Origin of the sequence: Actinoplanes sp. NPDC049118 (assembly GCF_040648555.1) — a bacterium.
In the GTDB taxonomy this organism is placed as follows: domain Bacteria; phylum Actinomycetota; class Actinomycetes; order Mycobacteriales; family Micromonosporaceae; genus Actinoplanes.
Window position 1 is genome coordinate 1 of record NZ_JBEZDY010000031.1, and the last position, 20,807, is coordinate 20,807.

Sequence of the window (20,807 nt, forward strand, 5' to 3'; positions counted from 1 at the left end):
CAGTGCGCGGACGGCCTGTTCGTGCCGGCGCTGCGCAAGGATCGGCCCGAGGTGCCGGCGTTGTTGTCAGCACTGGCGGCGTCTCACAGCGGTGGCGTTGAGCTGGACTGGGAGTCCTTCTTCGCCGGTCGCGGCGCGCAGGTGGTGGACCTGCCCACGTACCCGTTCCAGCGCGAGCACTACTGGCTCACCGGCACCGGCTTCGGCGGCGACGCCACCGCTCTCGGCCAGCTGCCGACCCGGCACCCGCTGCTCGGCGCCGCCCTGGCGCTGCCCGCCGGCGGCCTCGCGCTGACCGGGCGCATCTCCCCGTCGGCGCTGCCGTGGCTGGCCGACCACGAGGTGCTCGACACCGTGCTGTTCCCCGGCACCGGCTTCGTCGAACTCGCCGTCCGCGCCGGCGACGAGGTCGGCTGCGGACACCTCGAGGAGCTCACCCTCCAGGCACCGCTCGCGCTGGACGAACCCGTCGTGCTGCGCGTGGTGGTCGGCCCCGAGGACGCCGGCCGCCGGACCGTCGACATCCACTCGCAGCACCAGGACTCCTGGATCTGCCACGCCGCCGGACTCCTGACCTCGGAGACGGCAGTGGGCGCGCCCCTGGACGCCGCCTGGCCGCCCGCCGGCGCGGAGCCGGTCGCCGCGGACACCCTGCACGACGACCTGGCCGCGGCCGGCCTCGCCTACGGCCCGGCCTTCCGGGGCCTGCGGGCCGCCTGGCGGGCCGGATCCGACGTGTACGCCGAGATCACCCTGCCCGAGGACGTCAGGACCGACGGGTACGGGCTGCACCCCGCCCTGCTCGACGCCGCCCTGCACGCCATCGGGCTCGGCGACCTGCTGCCCGACGACGGCCGGGCCCGGCTGCCGTTCGCCTGGACCGGCGTCACCCTGCACGCCACCGGCGCCACCACGCTGCGGGTGCGGCTGTCGCCCGCCGGCACGGACGCCGTGGCCGTGCACGCCTACGACGGCGGCGGCGCCCCGGTCATCACGGTGGACTCGCTCGCGCTGCGCCCGGTCGAGGCCGAACAGCTGCGCACTTCCGGCGTACCGGAGGCGCTCTTCGTCCTGGACTGGACGCCCCCGAAGGCCGCGGCGGAGGAACCCGCGAGCTGGGCCGCCGTCGGCCGGGACCTGGCCGGCCTGAACCGGTACGCGAGCCTCGACGACCTGCCGGACCCCGCACCCGACGTGGTTCTCATGCCGATCGACGACGACGGCGGCACGGCGCCGGCCGCGCACGCCGCCGCCCGCGACGCACTGTCCGCCGCACAGCGCTGGGTCGGCGACGACCGGTTCGCCGCCTCCCGCCTCGTGATCGTGACGACCGCACCCACCGCGCAGGGGCTGATCCGCTCGGCGCAGTCCGAATCGCCCGGCCGGTTCGTGCTGCTGAACGCCGAGCCGGGCGCGGTCACCGCCGCCCAGCTGGCCGTCGCCGCGTCCGGCGCCGAGGAGGAACTGGCCCTGCGCGACGGCGAGCTCCGCGTACCCCGGCTGGCCCGGGCGCGCCGCGCCGAGCCCGCCGACGCCTCGATCACCGCCGACTCGACCGTCCTGGTCACCGGCGGCACCGGGGCGCTGGGTGCGCTGGTCGCCCGGCATCTGGTCGCCCGGCACGGCGTACGCCGGCTGGTGCTGACCAGCCGCCGCGGCCCCGGCGCGCCGGGCGCGGCCGACCTTCAGGCCGAGCTCTCGGCCGGGGGCGCGGAGGTACACGTCGTGGCGTGCGACGTGGCCGACCGCGACGGTGTGGCGGCGCTGCTCGCGGCGCATCCGGTGACGGCCGTGGTGCACACCGCCGGTGTGCTGGACGACGGGGTGCTCACCGGGCTGAGCCCGGAGCGGCTGGCGGCCGTGCTGCGGCCCAAGGTCGACGCGGCCGCCCACCTGGACGAGCTGACCCGGGCGCTGCCGCTGACCGCGTTCGTGCTCTTCTCGTCGGCCGCCGGCGTCCTGGGCTCGCCGGGCCAGGCGAGCTACGCCGCCGCGAACGCCTACCTGGATGAGCTGGCCCGCCGCCGCAACGACGCCCGGCTGCCGGGCCTCTCGCTGGCCTGGGGACCCTGGGCCGACACTGACGGCATGGCGGGCACGCTCGCCGCCGGCGACGCCGCCCGGCTCGACCGGACCGGGATCGGCGCGCTCTCCGCCGACGAGGGCCTGGCCCTGTTCGACGCCGCGCTGCGCAGCGACCTGCCCGGCCTGGTGCCGATCCGGATAGACACCGCCCGGCTGACCGGCGCGGACCTGCCGCCGGTGCTGCGCGGCCTGGCCCGGGCGCAGCGACGGACCGCGAGCGCCGCGGCTCCCGCCGCCCTGCCGGCCCGCCTCGACGCGCTGCTCGACGTGGTGCGTACCGAGGTCGCGCGGGTGCTGGGTTTCGGTTCGGCGGCGCAGGTGGACGTGGCGGCGGCGTTCTCGGATCTGGGTTTCGACTCGTTGACGGCGGTGGAGTTGCGGAACCGTCTGGTGGCGGTCTCGGGTCTGCGGTTGCCGGCGACGCTGGTGTTCGACTATCCCTCGCCGGGCGCGCTGGCCGGTTTCCTGCTGGCCGAGCTCGGCGGTGCCGCGGCGTCCGCGGAGGTGCGGGAGCATCCGGTGGAGTCGGACGAGCCGATCGCGATCGTGGGCATGTCGTGCCGGTATCCGGGTGGCGTGTCGTCGCCGGAGCAGCTCTGGGATCTGCTGGTCTCAGGCGGGGACGGTATCTCGGACTTTCCGACGGATCGTGGCTGGGAGCTGTCGTCGCTGTTCAGCGATGATCCGTCGCAGGCGGGCACGTCGTATGTGCGCGAGGGCGGGTTCCTGGCGGATGCGGCGTTGTTCGATCCGGCGTTCTTCGGGATCAGCCCGCGTGAGGCCGTGGCGATGGATCCGCAGCAGCGGCTGCTGCTGGAGGCCTCCTGGGAGGCCTTCGAGCGCGCCGGCATCGACCCGGCGTCCGTGCGCGGCTCGCGGACCGGCGTCTTCGCCGGTTCGATGTACCACAACTACGGCTCGTGGCTGGCCGAGATCCCCGAGGAGTTCGAGGGCTTCCTCGGCACCGGCGCATCGTCCAGCGTCCTGTCCGGCCGGGTGTCGTACGTGTTCGGCCTCGAAGGGCCCGCTGTCACCGTGGACACGGCCTGCTCTTCGTCGCTTGTCGCGATGCACCTGGCGGCGCAGGCCCTGCGGCGCGGCGAGTGCGGACTCGCGCTGGCCGGGGGCGTGACGGTGATGCCGACGCCGGACACGTTCGTGAACTTCTCCCGCCAGCGGGGGCTGGCCGCCGACGGCCGGTGCAAGTCGTTCGCCGCCGCCGCCGATGGCACCGGCTGGGGGGAGGGCGTCGGCGTGCTGCTGCTGGAGCGGCTCTCGGAGGCCCGCGCGAACGGGCACCACGTCCACGCGATCGTCCGGGGCAGCGCCATCAACCAGGACGGCGCCTCCAACGGCCTGACGGCGCCGAACGGTCCGTCGCAGGCGAGGGTGATCCGCGCAGCGCTGGAGAGCGCGGGTCTGTCCACGTCGGACGTGGACGCGGTGGAGGCACACGGCACGGGCACGACGCTGGGCGATCCGATCGAGGCGCAGGCGTTGCTGGCGACGTACGGGCAGGGTCGTGACGGTGGTGAGCCGTTGTGGCTGGGTTCGCTGAAGTCGAATCTGGGTCACACTCAGGCGGCGGCGGGTGTCGGTGGTGTGATCAAGATGGTGATGGCGATGCGGCACGGTGTGTTGCCGCAGACGTTGCACGTGGACGAGCCCACGCCTGAGGTGGACTGGGAGTCCGGCGCCGTCGAGCTGCTGACCGAGGCCCGGCCGTGGCCGGAGACGGGTCGCCCGCGCCGGGCGGGTGTGTCGTCCTTCGGCATCAGCGGCACCAACGGGCACGTCATCCTCGAACAGGCGCCGGGCGGTGCAGAGCCGGCGGAGCCCGGACCCGAGCCGGCCGTCGCTCCGGTGCTGCTCTCCGGCCGCACGCCGCGGGCCCTGCGCGACCAGGCCGCGCGGCTCGCCGGCCATCTCGCCGCCCACCCGGATCCCGCCCTCGCCGACATCGCCCGCTCCGCCGCTCTCGGCCGCGCCCGGCTGCGGCACCGCGCGGTGCTGGTGGCGGGCGACCGTGACGAGCTGCTGCGCGGTCTGACCGCGGTTGCCGAGGGCACCGGACCCACCGGTGTTGCTGAAGGCGGTAAGACGGCGTTTCTGTTCACCGGTCAGGGTGCTCAGCGTCCGGGTATGGGTCGGGAGCTGTATGCCGCGTTCCCGGTGTTCGCGGAGGCGTTCGACGCCGCGTGTGAGGCGTTGGGTGGTGACATCCGCGAGGTTGTGTTCGGCGGCGGGGATTTGATTGATCAGACGGTGTATACCCAGGCGGGTTTGTTCGCGTTGGAGACGGCGCTGTTCCGGCTGGTGGAGTCGTGGGGTGTCCGCCCGGATTTTGTGGCGGGGCATTCGATCGGGGAGATCGTCGCGGCGCATGTCGCGGGGGTGTTGTCGCTGGAGGATGCGGCGAGGTTGGTCGCGGCGCGGGGTCGGTTGATGCAGGCGTTGCCGGCTGGTGGTGCGATGGCTGCGTTGGAGGCGACCGAGGCCGATCTGGTCGGTGAGTCGGTGTCGGTGGCGGCGATCAATGGCCCGACGTCGGTGGTCGTGTCGGGTGCCGTCGGGCTGGTGGATGAGCTGGTCGACCGGTGGAAGGCCGAGGGCAGGAGGGCGCGTCGGTTGACGGTCAGTCATGCGTTTCATTCGGTGCTGATGGAGCCGATGCTGGCCGAGTTCCGGGCGGTGGCGCAGACGTTGACGTATCGGCCGGCCACGATTGCGGTGGTGTCGAACCTGACCGGTGTCCTCGCCGAGGTGCAGGACGCCGACTACTGGGTGCGGCATGTGCGGGAGGCGGTGCGGTTCGCCGACTCCGTGACGTTCCTGGCCGACGCAGGGGTGACCACCTTCCTCGAACTGGGCCCGGATGGGGTGCTGTCCGGCATGGGGCAGCAGTGCGTCGACGGACTGTTCGTGCCGGCGCTGCGCAAGGACCGGCCCGAGCCCGCGACCCTGGTCGCCGCGGTCGGACGGACCTGGACCCACGGCGTAGACGTCGACTGGTCCGCGGTCCTCGGCCGCCCCGGCGCCGCGCTCGTCGACCTGCCCACCTACGCCTTCCAGCACGAGCACTACTGGCTGCGGGGCAACGCCACCGCGGGCGACGTCGCCTCGGCCGGCCTCGACGCCACCGGGCATCCGCTGCTCACCGCCGCGGTCTTCCTTCCCGACTCCGACGGCGTCGTGCTCACCGGCCGGATCTCCGCCGCGGCGCTGCCCTGGCTCGCCGACCACCGGGTGCTCGACACCGTGCTGTTCCCCGGCACCGGCCTGGTCGACCTGGCGATCCGGGCCGGCGACGAGGTCGGCTGCGGACACCTCGAGGAACTCACCCTCCAGGCACCGCTCGTCCTCGGCGAACCCGTCGCGGTGCGGGTCCTGGTCGGCGCCGAGGACGCCGGCCGCCGTACGGTCGGCGTGCACTCGCAGACCGGCGACTCCTGGACCTGCCACGCCACCGGCATCCTCAGCGACGAGGCGCCCACAGCCCCGCCGGCCGAGGACGCCTGGCCACCCGCCGGCGCCGAACCCGTCGACCTCGCCGACGTCTATCCGGGCCTGGCCGAGGCCGGACTGCGGTACGGGCCCGCATTCCAGGGGCTCCGCGCGGCCTGGCGTTCCGGCGGCGAGGTCCTCGCCGAGGTGTCGCTGCCCGAGGACGTCAGGACCGACGGGTACGGGCTGCACCCCGCCCTGCTCGACGCCGCCCTGCACGCCATCGGGCTCGGCGACCTGCTGCCCGACGACGGCCGGGCCCGGCTGCCGTTCGCCTGGACCGGCGTCACCCTGCACGCCACCGGCGCCACCACGCTGCGGGTCCGGATCGCACCCGCCGGCGGCGAGTCCGTCGCCCTGCACGTGTCCGACGGCGACGGCGCCCCGGTGGCCACGATCGCCTCACTCGGCCTGCGCGCCGTCGACCCCGGACAACTGGCCGCCGCCACCGACGACGGGCTGATGTTCGGGCTCGACTGGGCCCGGCTGCCCGGGGCGAACGGCGCACCGGGATCGTGGGCGATCCTCGGCCCGGACGTGCTGGAGCTGCGCTCGGCGCTCAAGCAGGCCGGCATCGACCCGGCCGAACCGGCGGGCCTGCCGGAGCTGCTCGCCGAGGCCGCGGCGGTACCGGACGTGGTGCTGGTCGGCCGGCGCGGCACGGCGTCCGCCGCCGTCGACGCGCACACCGCCACCACCCGCGCCCTGCGGCTGATCCAGGACTGGCTCGCGGACGAGCGGCTCGCCTCCTCGCGGCTGGTGTTCGTGACCTGCGGCGCGGTGGCGGCCCGGCCCGGCGATCCGGTAGCCGACCCCGGCCACGCCGCGCTCTGGGGCCTGATCCGGTCGGCGCAGTCCGAGCATCCGGACCGGTTCCAGCTCATCGACGCCGACGCCGACTCCGCGGCCCGGCTGCCCGAGGCGGTCGGCACCGGTGAACCACAGGTGGCGATCCGCGGCGCCGAACTGCTGGCGCCCCGCCTGGTCCGGGCGTCCGCATCCGGGACGGCGACGCCGTTCGACGCGGAGTCGACGGTGCTGATCACCGGCGGCACCGGCGCGCTGGGTGCCGCGCTGGCCCGGCACCTGGTGGCGGCGCATGGCGTGCGCCGCCTCGTGCTCACCAGCCGCCGCGGGCCCGGCGCACCCGGTGCCGACGCGATCGGCGCCGAGCTGCGCCGGCTGGGCGCCGAGGTGACCGTCGCGGCCTGCGACGCCGCCGACCGGGACAGCGTGGCCGCGTTGCTCGCCGCGCACCCCGTCACCGCGGTCGTGCACACGGCCGGCCTGCTGGACGACGGGATGCTCGACGCGCTCACCCCGGACCGGCTGGTGGAGGTGCTGCGGCCCAAGGTGGACGCCGCCTGGCACCTGCACGAGCTGACCCGCGACCTGCCGCTGACCGCCTTCGTGCTCTACTCCTCGGCCGCCGGTCTGCTCGGCAACCCGGGGCAGGCCAACTACGCCGCGGCGAACGCGTTCCTGGACGCGCTGGCCGAGCACCGGCGGGCCGCCGGGCTGCCCGGCACCGCACTGGCCTGGGGCCTGTGGGAGGACGGCGGCGGCATGGCCGCCGGGATCGGCGGCGAGGCCGCCCGGATGAGCCGGGCCGGCGTCGGGGCGCTGTCCACCGAGGAGGGCCTGGCGCTGTTCGACGCCGGCGTCGCCGCCGACCGGGCGCTGCTGGCCCCGATCCGGCTCGACCTGGCCACGCTGCGGACCCGCACCGACCTGCCCGCGCTGTTCGGCGCGCTGGTCCGGCGCCGGGCACGCCGCACGGCCACCGCCGCCGCGGCGGGCGCCGGACGCCGGCAGCAGCTGGCCGCGCTGCCGGGCGCCGAACGCGCAAAGGTCCTGCGCGACCTGGTGCACGCCGAGATCGCCGTTGCGCTCGGCATCACCGATCCCGGCGAGATCCAGGACACCCGGCCGTTCCGCGACCTGGGCTTCGACTCGCTCACCGCGGTCGAACTGCGCAACCAGCTCGGCGCGCTGACCGGCCTGCAACTGCCCGCGACGCTGGTCTTCGACCACCCGACGCCGGGCGAGCTGGCCGCACACCTGGACCGGGAGCTCGCCGGGGAGGCGGTCGAACTGCCGGTCTTCGCCGGGCTGGACCAGCTCGCGGCCGTGCTGGCCGGCACCCGGCCCGACGAGGCCCAGCGCGCCCGCATCACCGCGCGGCTGCGTTCGCTGCTGGCCGGCTGGAGCGGCGACGCGGCGGACGGCGGGACCGAGGGGGTCGCGGACGCGATCGAGGCGGCAAGCGACGACGAGATGTTCGAGTTCATCGGCCGAGAATTCGGTCTTTCCTGACCTGCGGGAGACGTTTCATGAGCAACGAGGACAAGCTCCGGCACTTTCTCAAGCAGGTCACCACCGACCTGCACCAGACCCGGCAGCGGCTGGCCGACCAGGAGAGCCGCGCCACCGAACCGATCGCCATCGTCGGCATGGCCTGCCGGCTGCCCGGCGGCGTCGCCGACCCGGACGGCCTGTGGAACCTGGTCGCCGAGGGCCGCGACGGCATCGGCGGCTTCCCGGCCGACCGGGGCTGGGACATCGACGCCGACGGGCGCGCGCTGCGGTGCCGCAGCGGCGGATTCCTGGACGACGTCGCGGACTTCGACCCGGCGTTCTTCGGCATCTCGCCGCGCGAGGCGCTCGCCATGGATCCCCAGCAGCGGCTGACCCTCGAGGTGGCGTGGGAGGCGATCGAGAACGCCGGCATCGACCCGGCGACGCTGCGCGGCAGCCGCACCGGCGTGTTCGCCGGGCTGATGAACAACTCCGACTACGTGTCGCCGCTGACCGGCGTTCCGGAGGGCGTGGAGCCGTTCCTCGGCACCGGCAGCACCGGCAGCATCGTCTCCGGACGGGTGGCGTACACCATGGGGCTCGAGGGTCCCGCGGTCACCGTCGACACCGCCTGCTCGTCGTCGCTGGTCACGCTGCACCTGGCGAGCGTCGCGCTGCGACAGGGCGACTGCTCGCTGGCCCTGGCCGGAGGCGTCACCGTCATGTGCACGCCGACCACCTTCTTCGAGCTGGAACTGCTGCAGGGCCTGGCGCGCGACGGGCGGTGCAAGTCCTTCGCCGCCGCCGCCGACGGCACCGGATTCGCCGAGGGCGCGGGCATGCTCGTGCTCGAACGGCTCTCCGACGCCCGCCGCAACGGGCACCGGGTGCTGGCCGTGATCCGCGGCAGCGCGATCAACCAGGACGGTGCCTCCAACGGGCTCACCGCGCCGAGCGGGTCGGCGCAGCGCGAGGTCATCCAGGCGGCGCTGGCCAACGCGGGGCTGACCGCCGGCGAGATCGACGCCGTCGACGCGCACGGCACCGGCACCACACTGGGCGACCCGATCGAGGCGCGGGCGCTCATCGACACGTACGGCAGGGACCGGCCCTCCGGGCGCCCGCTCTGGCTCGGCTCGCTCAAGTCCAACATCGGGCACACCCAGGCCGCCGCCGGCGTGGCCGCCGTGATCAAGATGGTGCAGGCGCTGCGCCACCGGGAACTCCCGCGCACGCTGCACGTGGACGAGCCCACGACCGCCGTCGACTGGTCCGCGGGCACGGTCGCGCTGCTCACCGAGGCCCGGCGGTGGCCCGCGACCGACCGGCCGCGCCGCGCCGCCGTGTCGTCCTTCGGCCTCAGCGGCACCAACGCACACGCCATCCTCGAACAGGCGCCCGAGGAGGAGGACACCTTCGAGCCGCCGGCCGGCACGCCGGTGCCGCTGCTGGTGTCGGGCGACACCGGCGCCGCGCTGCGGGCGCAGGCCGACCGGCTGCACGCGTACCTGCTGGACCGTCCCGGCCTGCCGCTGGCCGCCGCCGCCTGCGAACTCGCCACCGGGCGCGGCGCGCGCGACCACCGGGGCGCCGTGATCGCCGCCGACCGCGACGCCGCCCTGGCCGGGCTGTCCGCGCTGGCCCGCGACGAACCCGACGGGGTGAGCGTCCTGCGCGGCGTCGCGCGGCAACACCCCACGATCGCCTTCGTCTTCCCCGGGCACGGCTCGCAGTGGGCCGGGATGGCGGCCGGGCTGCTCGCCACCGAGCCCGTCTTCGCCGCGGCCGTCGCCGAGTGCGACGCCGCGTTCGCCGAGTTCCAGGACTGGTCGGTGGCCGCCGTGCTGCGCGGCGACCCGGACGCACCGGCCTGGGACCGGGTGGACGTCGTGCAACCCACCCTGTTCACCATGATGGTCTCGCTCGCCGCGGTGTGGCGCTCGCACGGCGTGGAGCCGGCCGCCGTGATCGGGCACTCGCAGGGCGAGGTGTCGGCCGCCTACGTGGCCGGCGCCATCACGCTGCGCGAGGCGGCCCGGATCACCGCCCGGCGCAACGTCGCGCTCTGCTCGCTGATCGGCCGCGGCGCGATGGCCTCCGTGCTGGCCGGCCGCGACGAGGTGACACGCCGGCTGGCCCGCTACGGCGACCGGCTCTCGATCGCCGCCCAGAACGGTCCCACCGCCTGCGTGGTCTCCGGCGACCCGGACGCGGTCGACGAGTTCGTCGCCGAGTGCACCGCCGACCAGCTGCGCGCCCGCCCGATCCGCGGCGCCCGCGCGGCCGGGCACTCCGCACAGGTCGAGGCGCTGCGCGACGGCCTGCTCGCCGAGTTCGCCGAGGTCTCGCCGGTCACCTCGAACATCGCGTTCTACTCCACCGTGGCCGGCGCCCGGCTGGACACCGCCGAGCTGGGCGCGGAGTACTGGTACCGCAACGCGCGGCAGACCGTGCAGCTGCACGACGCCGCCACCGCGCTGCTCGCCGACGGCCACCAGCTGCTGATCGAGGTGAGCCCGCATCCGGTGCTGACCGTGCCGCTGCAGGGCATCATCGACGCGCACACCGACGCCGAGGTCGCGGTGGTATCCACCCTGATCCGGGACGACGGCGGAGCGCGGCGGCTGCTCGGCGCGCTGGCGCAGGCCGGCTGCCACGGCGCCGAGGTCGACTGGGCGGCGCTGCTGCCCGGCCGGGGCGTCGCGCTGCCGACGTACGCCTTCCAGCGCCGCCGCTACTGGCTCGACACCGCGGCGAACCCCGGCGACGTCGGCGCCGCCGGGCTCGAGCCGACCGGACACCCGCTGCTGGCGGCCCTGGTCCGCCCGGCCGGCACCGACACGGTGGTGCTCACCGGGCGCCTGTCGCTCGCGGCCGCACCGTGGCTGGCCGACCACGCCGTCGTCGACACCGTGCTGCTGCCCGGCACCGCGTTCGTCGAGCTGGCGCTGCGCGCCGCCGAGGAGACCGGCTGCGCCGGGGTGGAAGAGCTCACGCTGGCCGCGCCGCTGGTGCTCGCCGAGCGGGGCGGGGTGAGCGTCCAGGTGGTCGTCGACCGGGCCGACGCCACCGGCCGACGCACGATCGGAATCTTCGGGCGTGCCGACGACGCGGACGACGACGGGTGGACCCCGCACGCGACCGGCGTGCTCGCGGCGGCGGCGCCGGACGGCGGGGACCCGTACGACTTCACCAGCTGGCCGCCGCCCGGTGCGCAGCCGCTCGACCTCGACGGCTTCTACGACCGGCTGAATGCGGCCGGCGTCGGCTACGGTCCCGCGTTCCAGGGCCTGCGGGCCGCCTGGCGGCGCGGCGCCGAGACCTTCGGCGAGGTGGCGGCGCAGGTCGCCGTCGACGGCTTCGGCGTACACCCGGCCCTGCTCGACGCCGCCCTGCACGCCGCAATGGTCGGCGCGGACGTCTCCGAGGACGTGCCGCTGCGCCTGCCGTTCGCCTGGACGGGGCTGTCCCGCACAGGCGCGGGCGCCGCCCGGCTGCGGGTGCGGCTGCTGCCCGACGGCGACGGGGTCCGCCTGGAGACCGCCGACGAGACCGGACGGCCGGTCTTCTCGGCCGGGTCGCTGCTGGTCCGGGAGGTGTCGCCGGAGCAGCTCAGCGCGGCCGCCGCCGGGCACCACGACGCGCTGTTCGCCGTGGCGTGGGACCGGGTCTCCGTCGCGCCCGGCGCCCCCGCGGCCGAGGTGGCCATCGCGGAGCTGCCGGCCGGCGGCGCCGGGCCGGCGGCGGTGCACTCCCTCACCGCGCACGCGCTGCGGCTCGTGCAGGACCGGGTCGCCGACGACGCGGCCGACGGCCCGCCGCTGGTCATCGTGACCCGGGGCGCGGTCGCGATCGGCGGCGACGTCACCGATCTGGCCCAGGCCGCCGCCATGGGACTGCTGCGGTCCGCACAGTCGGAACACCCCGGCCGGTTCGCCCTGGTCGATCTCGAGCCGGACGCCACGGTGCCACCGGCCGCCCTCGCCGCGCTGGCGGCGGGGGAGACCCAGCTCGCGGTCCGCGGCGGCGTCGTGCACGCACCCCGGCTGTCCCGGGTGGCCCGCGCCGACGACGCGGCCCGGCCCGCCCTCGACCCGGACGGCACCGTCCTGATCACCGGCGCCGGCGGCACGCTCGGCGCCCTGACCGCCCGGCACCTGGTCGACACGTACGGGGTGCGCCACCTGCTGCTCGCCAGCCGGCGCGGCGCCGGCGCGCCCGGCGCGGCCGAGCTGGCGACCCTGGACGCGACGGTGACGTTCGCGGCCTGCGACACCGCCGACCGGTCCGCGGTCGCCGGCCTGCTCGCCGGGATCCCGGCCGCGCACCCGCTGACCGCCGTCGTGCACTGCGCGGGCGTCCTCGACGACGGCATCCTCGAATCGCTGACACCGCAACGGCTTTCCGGGGTGCTGCGGCCCAAGGTGGACGCCGCCTGGAACCTGCACGAGCTGACCCGCGACCGGCCGCTCGCCGCGTTCGTCCTGTACTCCTCGGCGGCCGGGGTCGCGGGCAACCCGGGCCAGGGCGGATACGCCGCCGCCAACGCGTTCCTGGACGCGCTCGCCGAACACCGCCGGGCGAACGGGCTGCCCGCCACGTCCCTGGCGTGGGGGCTGTGGAACGAGCGCAGCGGGATGGCGGGCGAGCGCACCGATGCCGAGCTGGCCGCCAAGCTCCGGCCGGGCATGGCCGGGCTGGACAACGACGAGGGCCTCGCGCTCTTCGACGCCGGCGTCGCGGACGACCGCGCCGTGCTGGTGCCGATGCGGCTGGACCTCGCGGGGCTGCGCCGCACCCTGGACGCGGTGCCGCCGCTGCTGCGCGGGCTCATCAGGCCCTCCGCCCGGCGCGCCGAGCCGGCCGCCACCGGGGCCACCGACGCGTTCCGGCGCGCGCTGGCCGCCGCGGGCGAACAGCAGCGGCCCGCCGTCGTGCTGGAGTTCCTGCGCGACCAGGTGGCGGCGGTGCTGGGGCTGCCCGGGCCGGAGGAGGTGGCACCGAACCGGCCCTTCCTCGAGCTGGGCTTCGACTCGCTCACCGCGGTGGAGCTGCGCAACCGGCTCGGCGCCGCGGTCGGCTTCCGGCTGGCGCCGACCGTGGCGTTCGAGAACCCGAACCCGAAGGCGCTGGCCGACCACGTGGCCGCCGCCTACGGCGAGCGGTCCGGCGGCCCGGCGGCGGATCCGCCGGCGCCCGCGAGCGTGTTCGCCCCGATGGCCCGCCGGGCCGTCGAACAGGACCGGCTGACCGAGTTCGTCGGCCTGCTGCAGGCCGCCTCCGAGTTCCGGCCCACCTTCGAGCACCCGGGCGAGCTCGGCGACGAACTGGCCGTCGTCCGGCTGGCCAAGGGGCCGGCGCCGACCACGATGGTGTGCATCCCGTCGGTGCTGGCGATGTCCGGCCCGCACGAGTACGCCCGGTTCGCCGCGGCCTTCCGCGAGCTGCGGGACGTGGCCGTGCTGCCGGCCCCCGGCTTCCGCGCCGGTGAGCTGTTCCCGGCGAGCGTGGCCGCTCTCGCCCGGGCACACGCGGACGCCCTGCTGGCCCACGTGGACGGCCGGCCGTTCGCGGTCGCCGCACACTCGTCCGGCGGCCTGCTCGCGCACGCCCTGGCCGAGGAGCTGGAGCGCCGCGGCGTGCGCCCGTCCGCCCTGGTCCTGATCGACGTGTACGGCCCGAGCCGGACGGCGTTCGCCGGCATCGAGTCACGCCTGGCCGGCAGCATGACCGGCGCCGTGGAGGGCCTGCTGCCCGCCGACGACGCCCGCCTGACCGCGATGGGCGGCTACTTCCGTCTCCTCGCCGACCGCGCCGCCGCCCCGCTGGCCGCGCCGACGCTGCTGATCCGGGCGACGGACCCGCTCGAGGGGTGGAGTCCGGACGCGGACTGGCGCTCGAAATGGCCGGACGCCGACGAGGTCCGCGACACCCCAGGCGACCATTTCTCGATGATGGAGCAGCACGCGGAAAGCACCGCCGCCGTCGTCGAGCAATGGCTCGCGTCCGTGGTGGACGAATAGACCGTCCACCGGGTGGAGAAGTTCTCATCGCGCTTCTCCACCCGTGGGCCCAGGTGTCTGCCCCGCCGCTGCCATAGGTTTTCCATCAGTACCGGGACGTGTATTCGACACGGGAGGAAACCATGAGTGACGCCATGCGGGAGGCGCTGCTGATCAGCGGCGCTCTGTTGGCGATCGTCCTGCTCACGCAGGTCGGCAAGCACCGCTTCGGCTGGATCAAGTGGGGTATCTCCATGGCGTTCGTGGGATATCTGTACTGGGACACCTATCACCGGACCGCACTGACCACGCCGAATGTCACCGCCGCCGTTCTCGGCGTCGGAATCGGAACCGTAATCGGCATTCTGCTGATGCGGTCGATGCGGGTGTACCGGCAGGAGAGCAATCAGAAGGTCTACACCCGGGCCGGCTGGACGTACCTGTTCATCTGGCTCGCGGTCCTGCTCGCCCGGACCGCATTCCTGTTCGCACTGGAGAACTGGGACGCGTTCGGCGAGAAATTCGGCCGGTGGATGATCGAGCAGCGGCTCGACTCGGACGGCATCGCCGCCTTCTTCGTGCTGATGGCGATGACGATGGTCGGCTACCGCACGATGGCGTGCCTGCTGCGCTGGCGGCGGTTGGCGCCGGCCGCGGCACCCGCCCCCGGTGCGCCGGAGCGCGCACCGGCACCGGTCGGCTGAGCTTTACCCCCTCCGTGACCGGCCCTGACCGTCCCCCGCGGTCAGGGCCGGTCCAGTCCGTGCCGGTAGGCGTACCGGACGGCGTCCACCCGGTTCTTCGCCCCGATCTTCACGAACGCGTTGTTGATGTGCGTCTTGACGGTCGTCTCGCCGATGAAGAGCCGGCCGGCGATCTCCGCGTTGGTCAGGCCCTGCGCGACCAGCTCCAGCACCTCCACCTCCCGGCCGGTCAGGCCGTCCGGCAGGTGCCGCCGGCGCGGTGGCTGCGCGGCACCGGCCCGGCCGTCGACCGGGTCCGCCGCCGGGGCCGGCTCGCTGAGCGCGGCCACCAGCCGGCTGGAGACGGTCGCGTCGAAGGTGGACTGGCCGTCGGCGGCGGACCGGATCGCGGTGGCGATCTGCGCGCGGTTCGCGTCCTTGGTGAGGTATCCGCGGGCGCCGGCGCGTAGCGCCGCCGCGATCGACTCGTTGTCGGCGTAGGTGGAGAGCACCACCACGTTCGCGCCCGGCTCCGCGGCGATGATCTGCCGGGCAGCCTCCGCCCCGTCCATCACGGGCATGCGCAGGTCCATCAGCACGACATGCGGGCCGGTCTCCCGGGCCAGGCGTACCGCCTCGGCGCCGTCGCCGGCCTGGCCCACGACCTGGACCCCGTCGATGAGACCGACCAGCGCGACCAGGCCCTCCCGGACGATCTGCTGGTCGTCCACGACCAGCACGCGGATCGGCTCCGATCCGGATCGCTCCACGCTGTACACCTCCGTCGTCGCCCTCCGGACACCCTATCTTCCGCCGTTTCGGCGCCGGCCCGGCTCGTCCGGACGCCCGTAGGCCCCAGCCGGGCGACAACGGCTGGGGCCTACGGATGATGGCCGCCGGGGCGGCGTGGATCAGGCGCGGGAGGGCGCGGCGGCCGTGAACTCGCCGCTGAGGTACCGCTCGCGCGACTCGCGCCGCTGCACCTTCCCGCTGGTGGTACGCGGCAGCACACCGCGCCGGATGAGCACGACCTCGTCGGCGTGCAGCCGCTGGCCGTCGTGAATCGCGTCCCGGACCCGGCGGGACAGCTCCGCGGGCGGGGTGTCCCGCAGCGTCCGGCCGTCCGCCTCGACGACCACCACCAGCCGCTCGCGCTCGCCGTCGTCGACGGAGAATGCGGCGGCGCAGTTCGGGCGCAGGCCCGGCACCGAGGACTCGGCGGAGAGCTCCAGGTCCTGCGGGTAGTAGTTGCGGCCGTTGCGGATGATCACGTCCTTGAGCCGGCCGGTGACGTACAGCCGGCCCTCGTGCCGGAAGCCCAGGTCGCCGGTGCGCAGGCTGGGCGCCGGGTCCGCGGCGTCGGCGACCCGGGCGGCGAAGGTGGCCGCGCTCTCCGCCGGCCGGTTGAAGTAGCCGCGCGCCACGCACGGGCCCTGCACCCAGATCTCCCCGATCCGCCCGTCCGGCAGCCGCCGGCCGGTGGCGGGGTCGACGATGTCGATCCGGCTCCGGCCGACCGGCACGCCCGAGCTGACCAGCGGCTGGCCGGATGCCTCGCCGCCCGGGCGCACCTCGTCGCGGCGCAGCGCGTCCGGGTCGACCCAGAGCACCCGGGGCGCCTCGTCGGACGGCGTGCCGGTGGCCTTGAGGGTGTTCTCGGCGAGCCCGTACGCGGGGCTCATCGCGATCGCGGGGAAGCCGTACGGCGTCATCGCCTCGGTGAACGCCCGCACGGTACGCCAGCGCACGGGCTCGGCCCCGTTGCCGGCGAACCGCCACGCCGACAGGTCGATGCCGGGTGCGACCGTCCCGGCGGCCGTGGCCTGCACGCACAGCTCGTACGCGAAGCTCGGCGCCGCCGAGTGCGTGCCCCGGTAGCGCGACATCGCCTCCAGCCAGCGCGCCGGCCGGCGGATGAACGCCTCCGGCGGCATCAGGTACGCCGGCACCCCGGTGCACAGCGGCAGCACCGCACCGAGCAGCAGCCCCATGTCGTGGAAGAGCGGCAGCCAGGAGACCACCACCCCGTCGGGGTCGCAGGGGTACAGCTCGTCGGTCTCCGCCACGTTGGCCAGGAAGTTGGCGTGGCTGACCATGACGCCCTTCGGGTCGCCGGTCGAGCCGGAGGTGTACTGCAGCAGCGCGAGGTCCTGCGGCCCCGGCTCCTCGAGCTCGATGTACGCGGTCGCGCCCAGCGCGCCGGTGTCGACGAGGGTCAGCCCGGCCAGCTCCGGGGTGCCGCCGAACTGCTCCTCGAGGCGGCGCTTCACCTCGCCGGTGGTGAGCACGACGGTGGTGCCGGCGTCGTCGGCGATCCGGCGTACCCGCTCGAGGCTGCGCCGGCGGGTCGGCACCTGCGCGGGCGCGCCGGCGATCCGGGCGAACATGCAGCCGACCAGGGCACGCACGAAGTCCAGCCCGGTCGGGTAGAGCAGCACGGCGGCGCCGCCGCTCAGGCCGCGGGCCGCGAGCGCAACGCCGACCGCGCGGCCCTCGTCCTCCACCTGCTGGAAGGTCATGGAGTCGGTCAGCTCCTCGCCGTCGCGCAGGAAGCCGTACGCGAGCTGGTCGGGATGTTTCTTGGCGCGCAGGCGCAGCTGCCCGATCAGCGTCCGGGTCGCCGGCGCGAGCACGTCCGGTGCGGTCACGGTCATCTCGATGGCCTCTCTGGGGAACGGCTCAGGAATAGGGCAGATCGACGGGCGCGAGCCGGTGGAACGCATCGCCCGGGCCGGGGTTGTCGTCGGGGGAGGCGCCGCCGAGCTGGTGCATCACGCCCCACACGGCGTTGAGCGCGGTGGTGACCGCGCCCTCGGCGAAGCCGGCGGTCCACGACACGTCGTCACCGCACAGGTAGAAGCCGCCGGGATCCTGCATGAACTGGGTGAACAGCCGCCGCTGGTAGCGGTACTGGCCGGGCAGGTTCGCCCGGAACGCGCCCATGAACGCCGGCTCGGTCTCCCAGGTCACCGCGACCGGGTCACCGACGATGTGCGAGCGGATGTCCACGCCGGGGTAGATGTCGGCCAGCCGGGCGAGCAGCACCTCGAGCCGTTCGGTGGCCGACAGGGTCGCCACCTTCAGCGAGTCGTCGTTCCAGGTGTAGGACAGGCACATCACGCCGGGCTCGTCCGGGCCGTCGTCGAACAGGTACACGCCGCGGGCCAGCCGGTCGGTGAGGGTCATGCCCATCGTCTCGTGACCGGTCGCCGGGTCGACGTCGCGCCAGAACGGCCGGTCGGTGAGCACGAACAGCTTCGAGGAACCCATGTAGTGGGTCCGCTCGACGGCCGTCCACTGTGCCGGTGTCAGTAGCGCCGGGTCGGTCCGGATCCGGTTCAGCAGGGTCCACACGTGCGGGGTGCAGACCACTGCCTGGAAGACCTCGCCCTGGCCGGTGACGTCGCGCACCTCGATGCCGCCCTCGCTGCGCCGCATCGAGGCGACCGCCGGGCGCGGCCCGGCCTCGCCGTGCAGCAGCGCCAGCGAGGTGCCGTGCGGCCAGTGCGCGAGGCCGCGGGGCCGGTGCCGCCAGAGGCCGCGGGGCAGCTGCTGGCAGCCGCCCGGGATGAGCACGTGGTCGACGTCGGCCCCGGTGTACACGACCCGCAGGATCTCCAGCACCGAGTTGGGGAAGTCGGTGTCCCACCCGCCGCTGCCGAAGCCGACCTGGCCGAAGATCTCCCGTTGCCGGAAGGACCGGAACGCCGGGCTGGCCGAGAGGAAGCCCCAGAAGGACGTGTCGTCGAGCTCGGTGACCAGCCGGTTCCACACCGACTTCAGGGTCGCCACGTCGCGGTCGCGGATCGCGGTGCTCACCGTGAACAGCTCGGCGTGCTCGGTCAGCACCTTCTCCCAGGCGTCCGCCACCTGCTGGTACGCGGCCGGCAGGTCGTCGGCGGTCCGGGCGTGGTGCCGTTCGCCGCCCAGGTGGATGACGGTCGCGGGGGTTCCCGGGGCGAGCGGGTTGGGGAACGGGCGGGTCGGCAGCCCGAGGAGGTCGACGTAGTGGAACAGCGAGCGGGCCGAGACGGGGAAGCGCATGGCGCCCATCTCGGCGACCACGCCCGGCGCGCCGGGGAACGGCACCGAGCGCATCCGGCCGCCGAGCTGCCCGGCCTCGTACACGATCGGCCGCAGTCCGAGGCGCATCAGCTCGTACGCCGCGGTCATGCCGGCCATGCCGCCGCCGATCACCGCGACGCGGGTGCCGAGGCGCTCGGTGGGAACGGTGCCCAGACCGGCCGGATGACTCAGCCATTCGTCGTACGAGAATGGGAAATCGGGTACGAGCATGGTGATCGGCGCCGGTTTTGCAGACGTCATGGGAATTCCCCTCGATGGCGCGGCAATTCGCACGTTGCCGGCCACCGTATTGACGTGCCGGTGGCGACGGAAACCCCTATCCGCCCCAGCCGTGAATGGAAACGCAATTCCTCGCCAGGCAAGTTAGGGGTTACCTGGGGTGTCCGGCCCGGCCATTCTCGATGAGGCTTTGGATCCCATCGACGGTGAGGAGTGCCGCACATGGCCACGGCCACCACCGCCCGGTTACCGGCGGTTTCGGCGCCGGGCCAGGACGCCGGCGGCCGCGAGGACTGGCACCGCGCCGTCATGGCGGTGCTGCCCGGGCTGCTCGCGGCGATCTTCCTGGCGGCGCTGGACCAGACGGTGATGAGCGCCTCGATCAAGACGATCGCGGACGACCTCGGCGGGCTGAGCCTGCAGGCCTGGGTCACCACCGCGTTCCTGATCACCTCGACGGTGACCACGCCGCTCTACGGCAAGCTCTCCGATGTGTACGGCCGCCGCCCGATGTTCGCGGTGGCCATCTCGATCTTCGTGGCCGGGTCGCTGGCCTGCACGTTCGCGCAGACCATGTACCAGCTGGCCGCCTTCCGGGGCCTGCAGGGCCTCGGCGCGGGCGGCCTGCTCGCGGTGTCCAGCGCGATCACCGCGGATCTGGTGCCGCCGCTGCAACGCTCCCGCTTCCAGGGCTACACGATGACCGCGTGGCTGGCGGCCAGCCTGGTCGGCCCGCTGGCCGGTGGGCTGTTCGCCGCCAACGACGCCATCCTCGGCATGGCCGGGTGGCGCTGGATCTTCCTGGTCAACGTGCCGGTCGGCGCCCTCGCGATGGTCATCGTGCTGCGGGTGCTGCGCACCGACGCCGTACGCCGGGCGCACCGGGTGGACTACTGGGGCGCGACGATGATCACGGCTGCCGCCGTACCGCTGCTGCTCGTCGCCGAGCAGGGCCACGAGCGGGGCTGGACGTCGCCGGCGGCCCTGCTCTGTTACGCCGTCGGTGGCCTGGGCATCGTGGCGTTCCTCTGGTTCGAGCGGCGGATGGGCGACGACGCGCTGATCCCGCTCCGGCTGTTCGGCTCGCCGACGTTCAGCCTGGCGGTGCTCATCTCCGCGCTGGTCGGCGCCGGCATGTTCGGCGTGATCTCCACCGTGCCGCTGTACCTCCAGGTGGTGCAGGGCTTCTCGCCGACCCGGGCCGGGCTGATGCTGCTGCCGATGATGGGCGGCACGCTGATCACGATGATCTTCTCCGGCAAGGTGGTGAAGCGCGGCGGCGCGCTGCGGGCCCTGCCGGCCGGCGGCGCGGCGGTCACCGCGCTGGCGCTGCTCGCCTGCTACCGGCTCACCGTCGACACGCCGGTCTGGGTGCTCGTCGTGATCATGATCGCCTTCGGGTTCGGCATCGGCACGTCGCGGTCCCTCAACGTGACGGCCCAGAACGCGGTGCCGAAGTGGGACCTCGGGGTGGCCACGTCCTCGGTGATGTTCTTCCGCGAGACGGCCGGCGCCGTCGGCGTGGCGGCGTACCTGTCGGTGCTGTTCGCCGCGCTGCCCGGCGCGCTGTCCGCCTCGGTGGCCAGGGCGGCCGCCCGGCCCGACGTGGCGTCCGCGCTCGCCGACCCGGCGGTGCGCGACGATCCGCACAACGCCCCGTTCCTCACGGTGCTGCGCGGCGGCCGGGAGGCGCTCGCCGACTCGTCGTTCCTGCCGCTGATGGACGAGCGGCTGGCCCGGGCCTTCCAGATCGGCTTCGACGACGCGGTCGGCCGGGTCTTCGCCGTCGGCGCCGGGCTGATGTGCCTCGCCGCCGTGCTGGCGCTCTGCATGCGGCCGCCGCAGCTGCGGGAGCCCGACCCCGACCCCGAACCCGTGACCGAGTACTTCGGCCGGCATCGCGCGCCGGTACCGGCCGGGACGACCTGAA

7 protein-coding genes are annotated in these 20,807 nt (G+C 74.6%); 4 read left to right on the plus strand and 3 right to left on the minus strand.

Annotated elements, in window-relative coordinates:
- Positions 1-60 precede the first annotated feature (60 nt).
- The 3 genes from AB0B58_RS35245 (at position 61) to AB0B58_RS35255 (ending at position 14,593) form a co-directional block, all read left to right on the plus strand.
- Positions 61-7,905 (plus strand): type I polyketide synthase, encoded by a 7,845-nt coding sequence (locus AB0B58_RS35245; protein ID WP_360233063.1) that lies wholly within the window; start codon positions 61-63, stop codon positions 7,903-7,905.
- 17 nt (positions 7,906-7,922) lie between these two features.
- Positions 7,923-13,910 carry a type I polyketide synthase gene (locus tag AB0B58_RS35250; protein ID WP_360233066.1) on the plus strand — a complete coding sequence of 1,996 codons (5,988 nt, stop codon included), beginning with the start codon at positions 7,923-7,925 and terminating at the stop codon, positions 13,908-13,910.
- 122 nt (positions 13,911-14,032) lie between these two features.
- On the plus strand, positions 14,033-14,593 hold the full coding sequence (locus tag AB0B58_RS35255) for a hypothetical protein (protein ID WP_360233069.1): 561 nt from the start codon (positions 14,033-14,035) through the stop codon (positions 14,591-14,593).
- Positions 14,594-14,634: 41 nt separating this feature from the next.
- On the opposite strand, the gene AB0B58_RS35260 is transcribed toward AB0B58_RS35255, so the two are convergent.
- From AB0B58_RS35260 to AB0B58_RS35270, 3 genes are all read right to left on the minus strand, one after another.
- Entirely contained in the window at positions 14,635-15,342 is a 708-nt protein-coding gene (locus AB0B58_RS35260) for a response regulator transcription factor (RefSeq protein ID WP_360233072.1), read from the minus strand.
- A gap of 141 nt (positions 15,343-15,483) precedes the next feature.
- Positions 15,484-17,226 carry a fatty acyl-AMP ligase gene (locus tag AB0B58_RS35265; protein WP_360233075.1) on the minus strand — a complete coding sequence of 581 codons (1,743 nt, stop codon included), beginning with the start codon at positions 17,224-17,226 and terminating at the stop codon, positions 15,484-15,486.
- A gap of 25 nt (positions 17,227-17,251) precedes the next feature.
- A complete protein-coding gene (locus AB0B58_RS35270) occupies positions 17,252-18,898 on the minus strand; it encodes an NAD(P)/FAD-dependent oxidoreductase (protein ID WP_360233078.1) in 1,647 nt (548 codons plus the stop codon).
- A gap of 201 nt (positions 18,899-19,099) precedes the next feature.
- Here AB0B58_RS35270 and AB0B58_RS35275 point away from each other — a divergent pair, with 201 nt between their 5' ends.
- On the plus strand, positions 19,100-20,806 hold the full coding sequence (locus tag AB0B58_RS35275) for an MDR family MFS transporter (protein WP_360233081.1): 1,707 nt from the start codon (positions 19,100-19,102) through the stop codon (positions 20,804-20,806).
- Position 20,807: the final 1 nt, after the last annotated feature.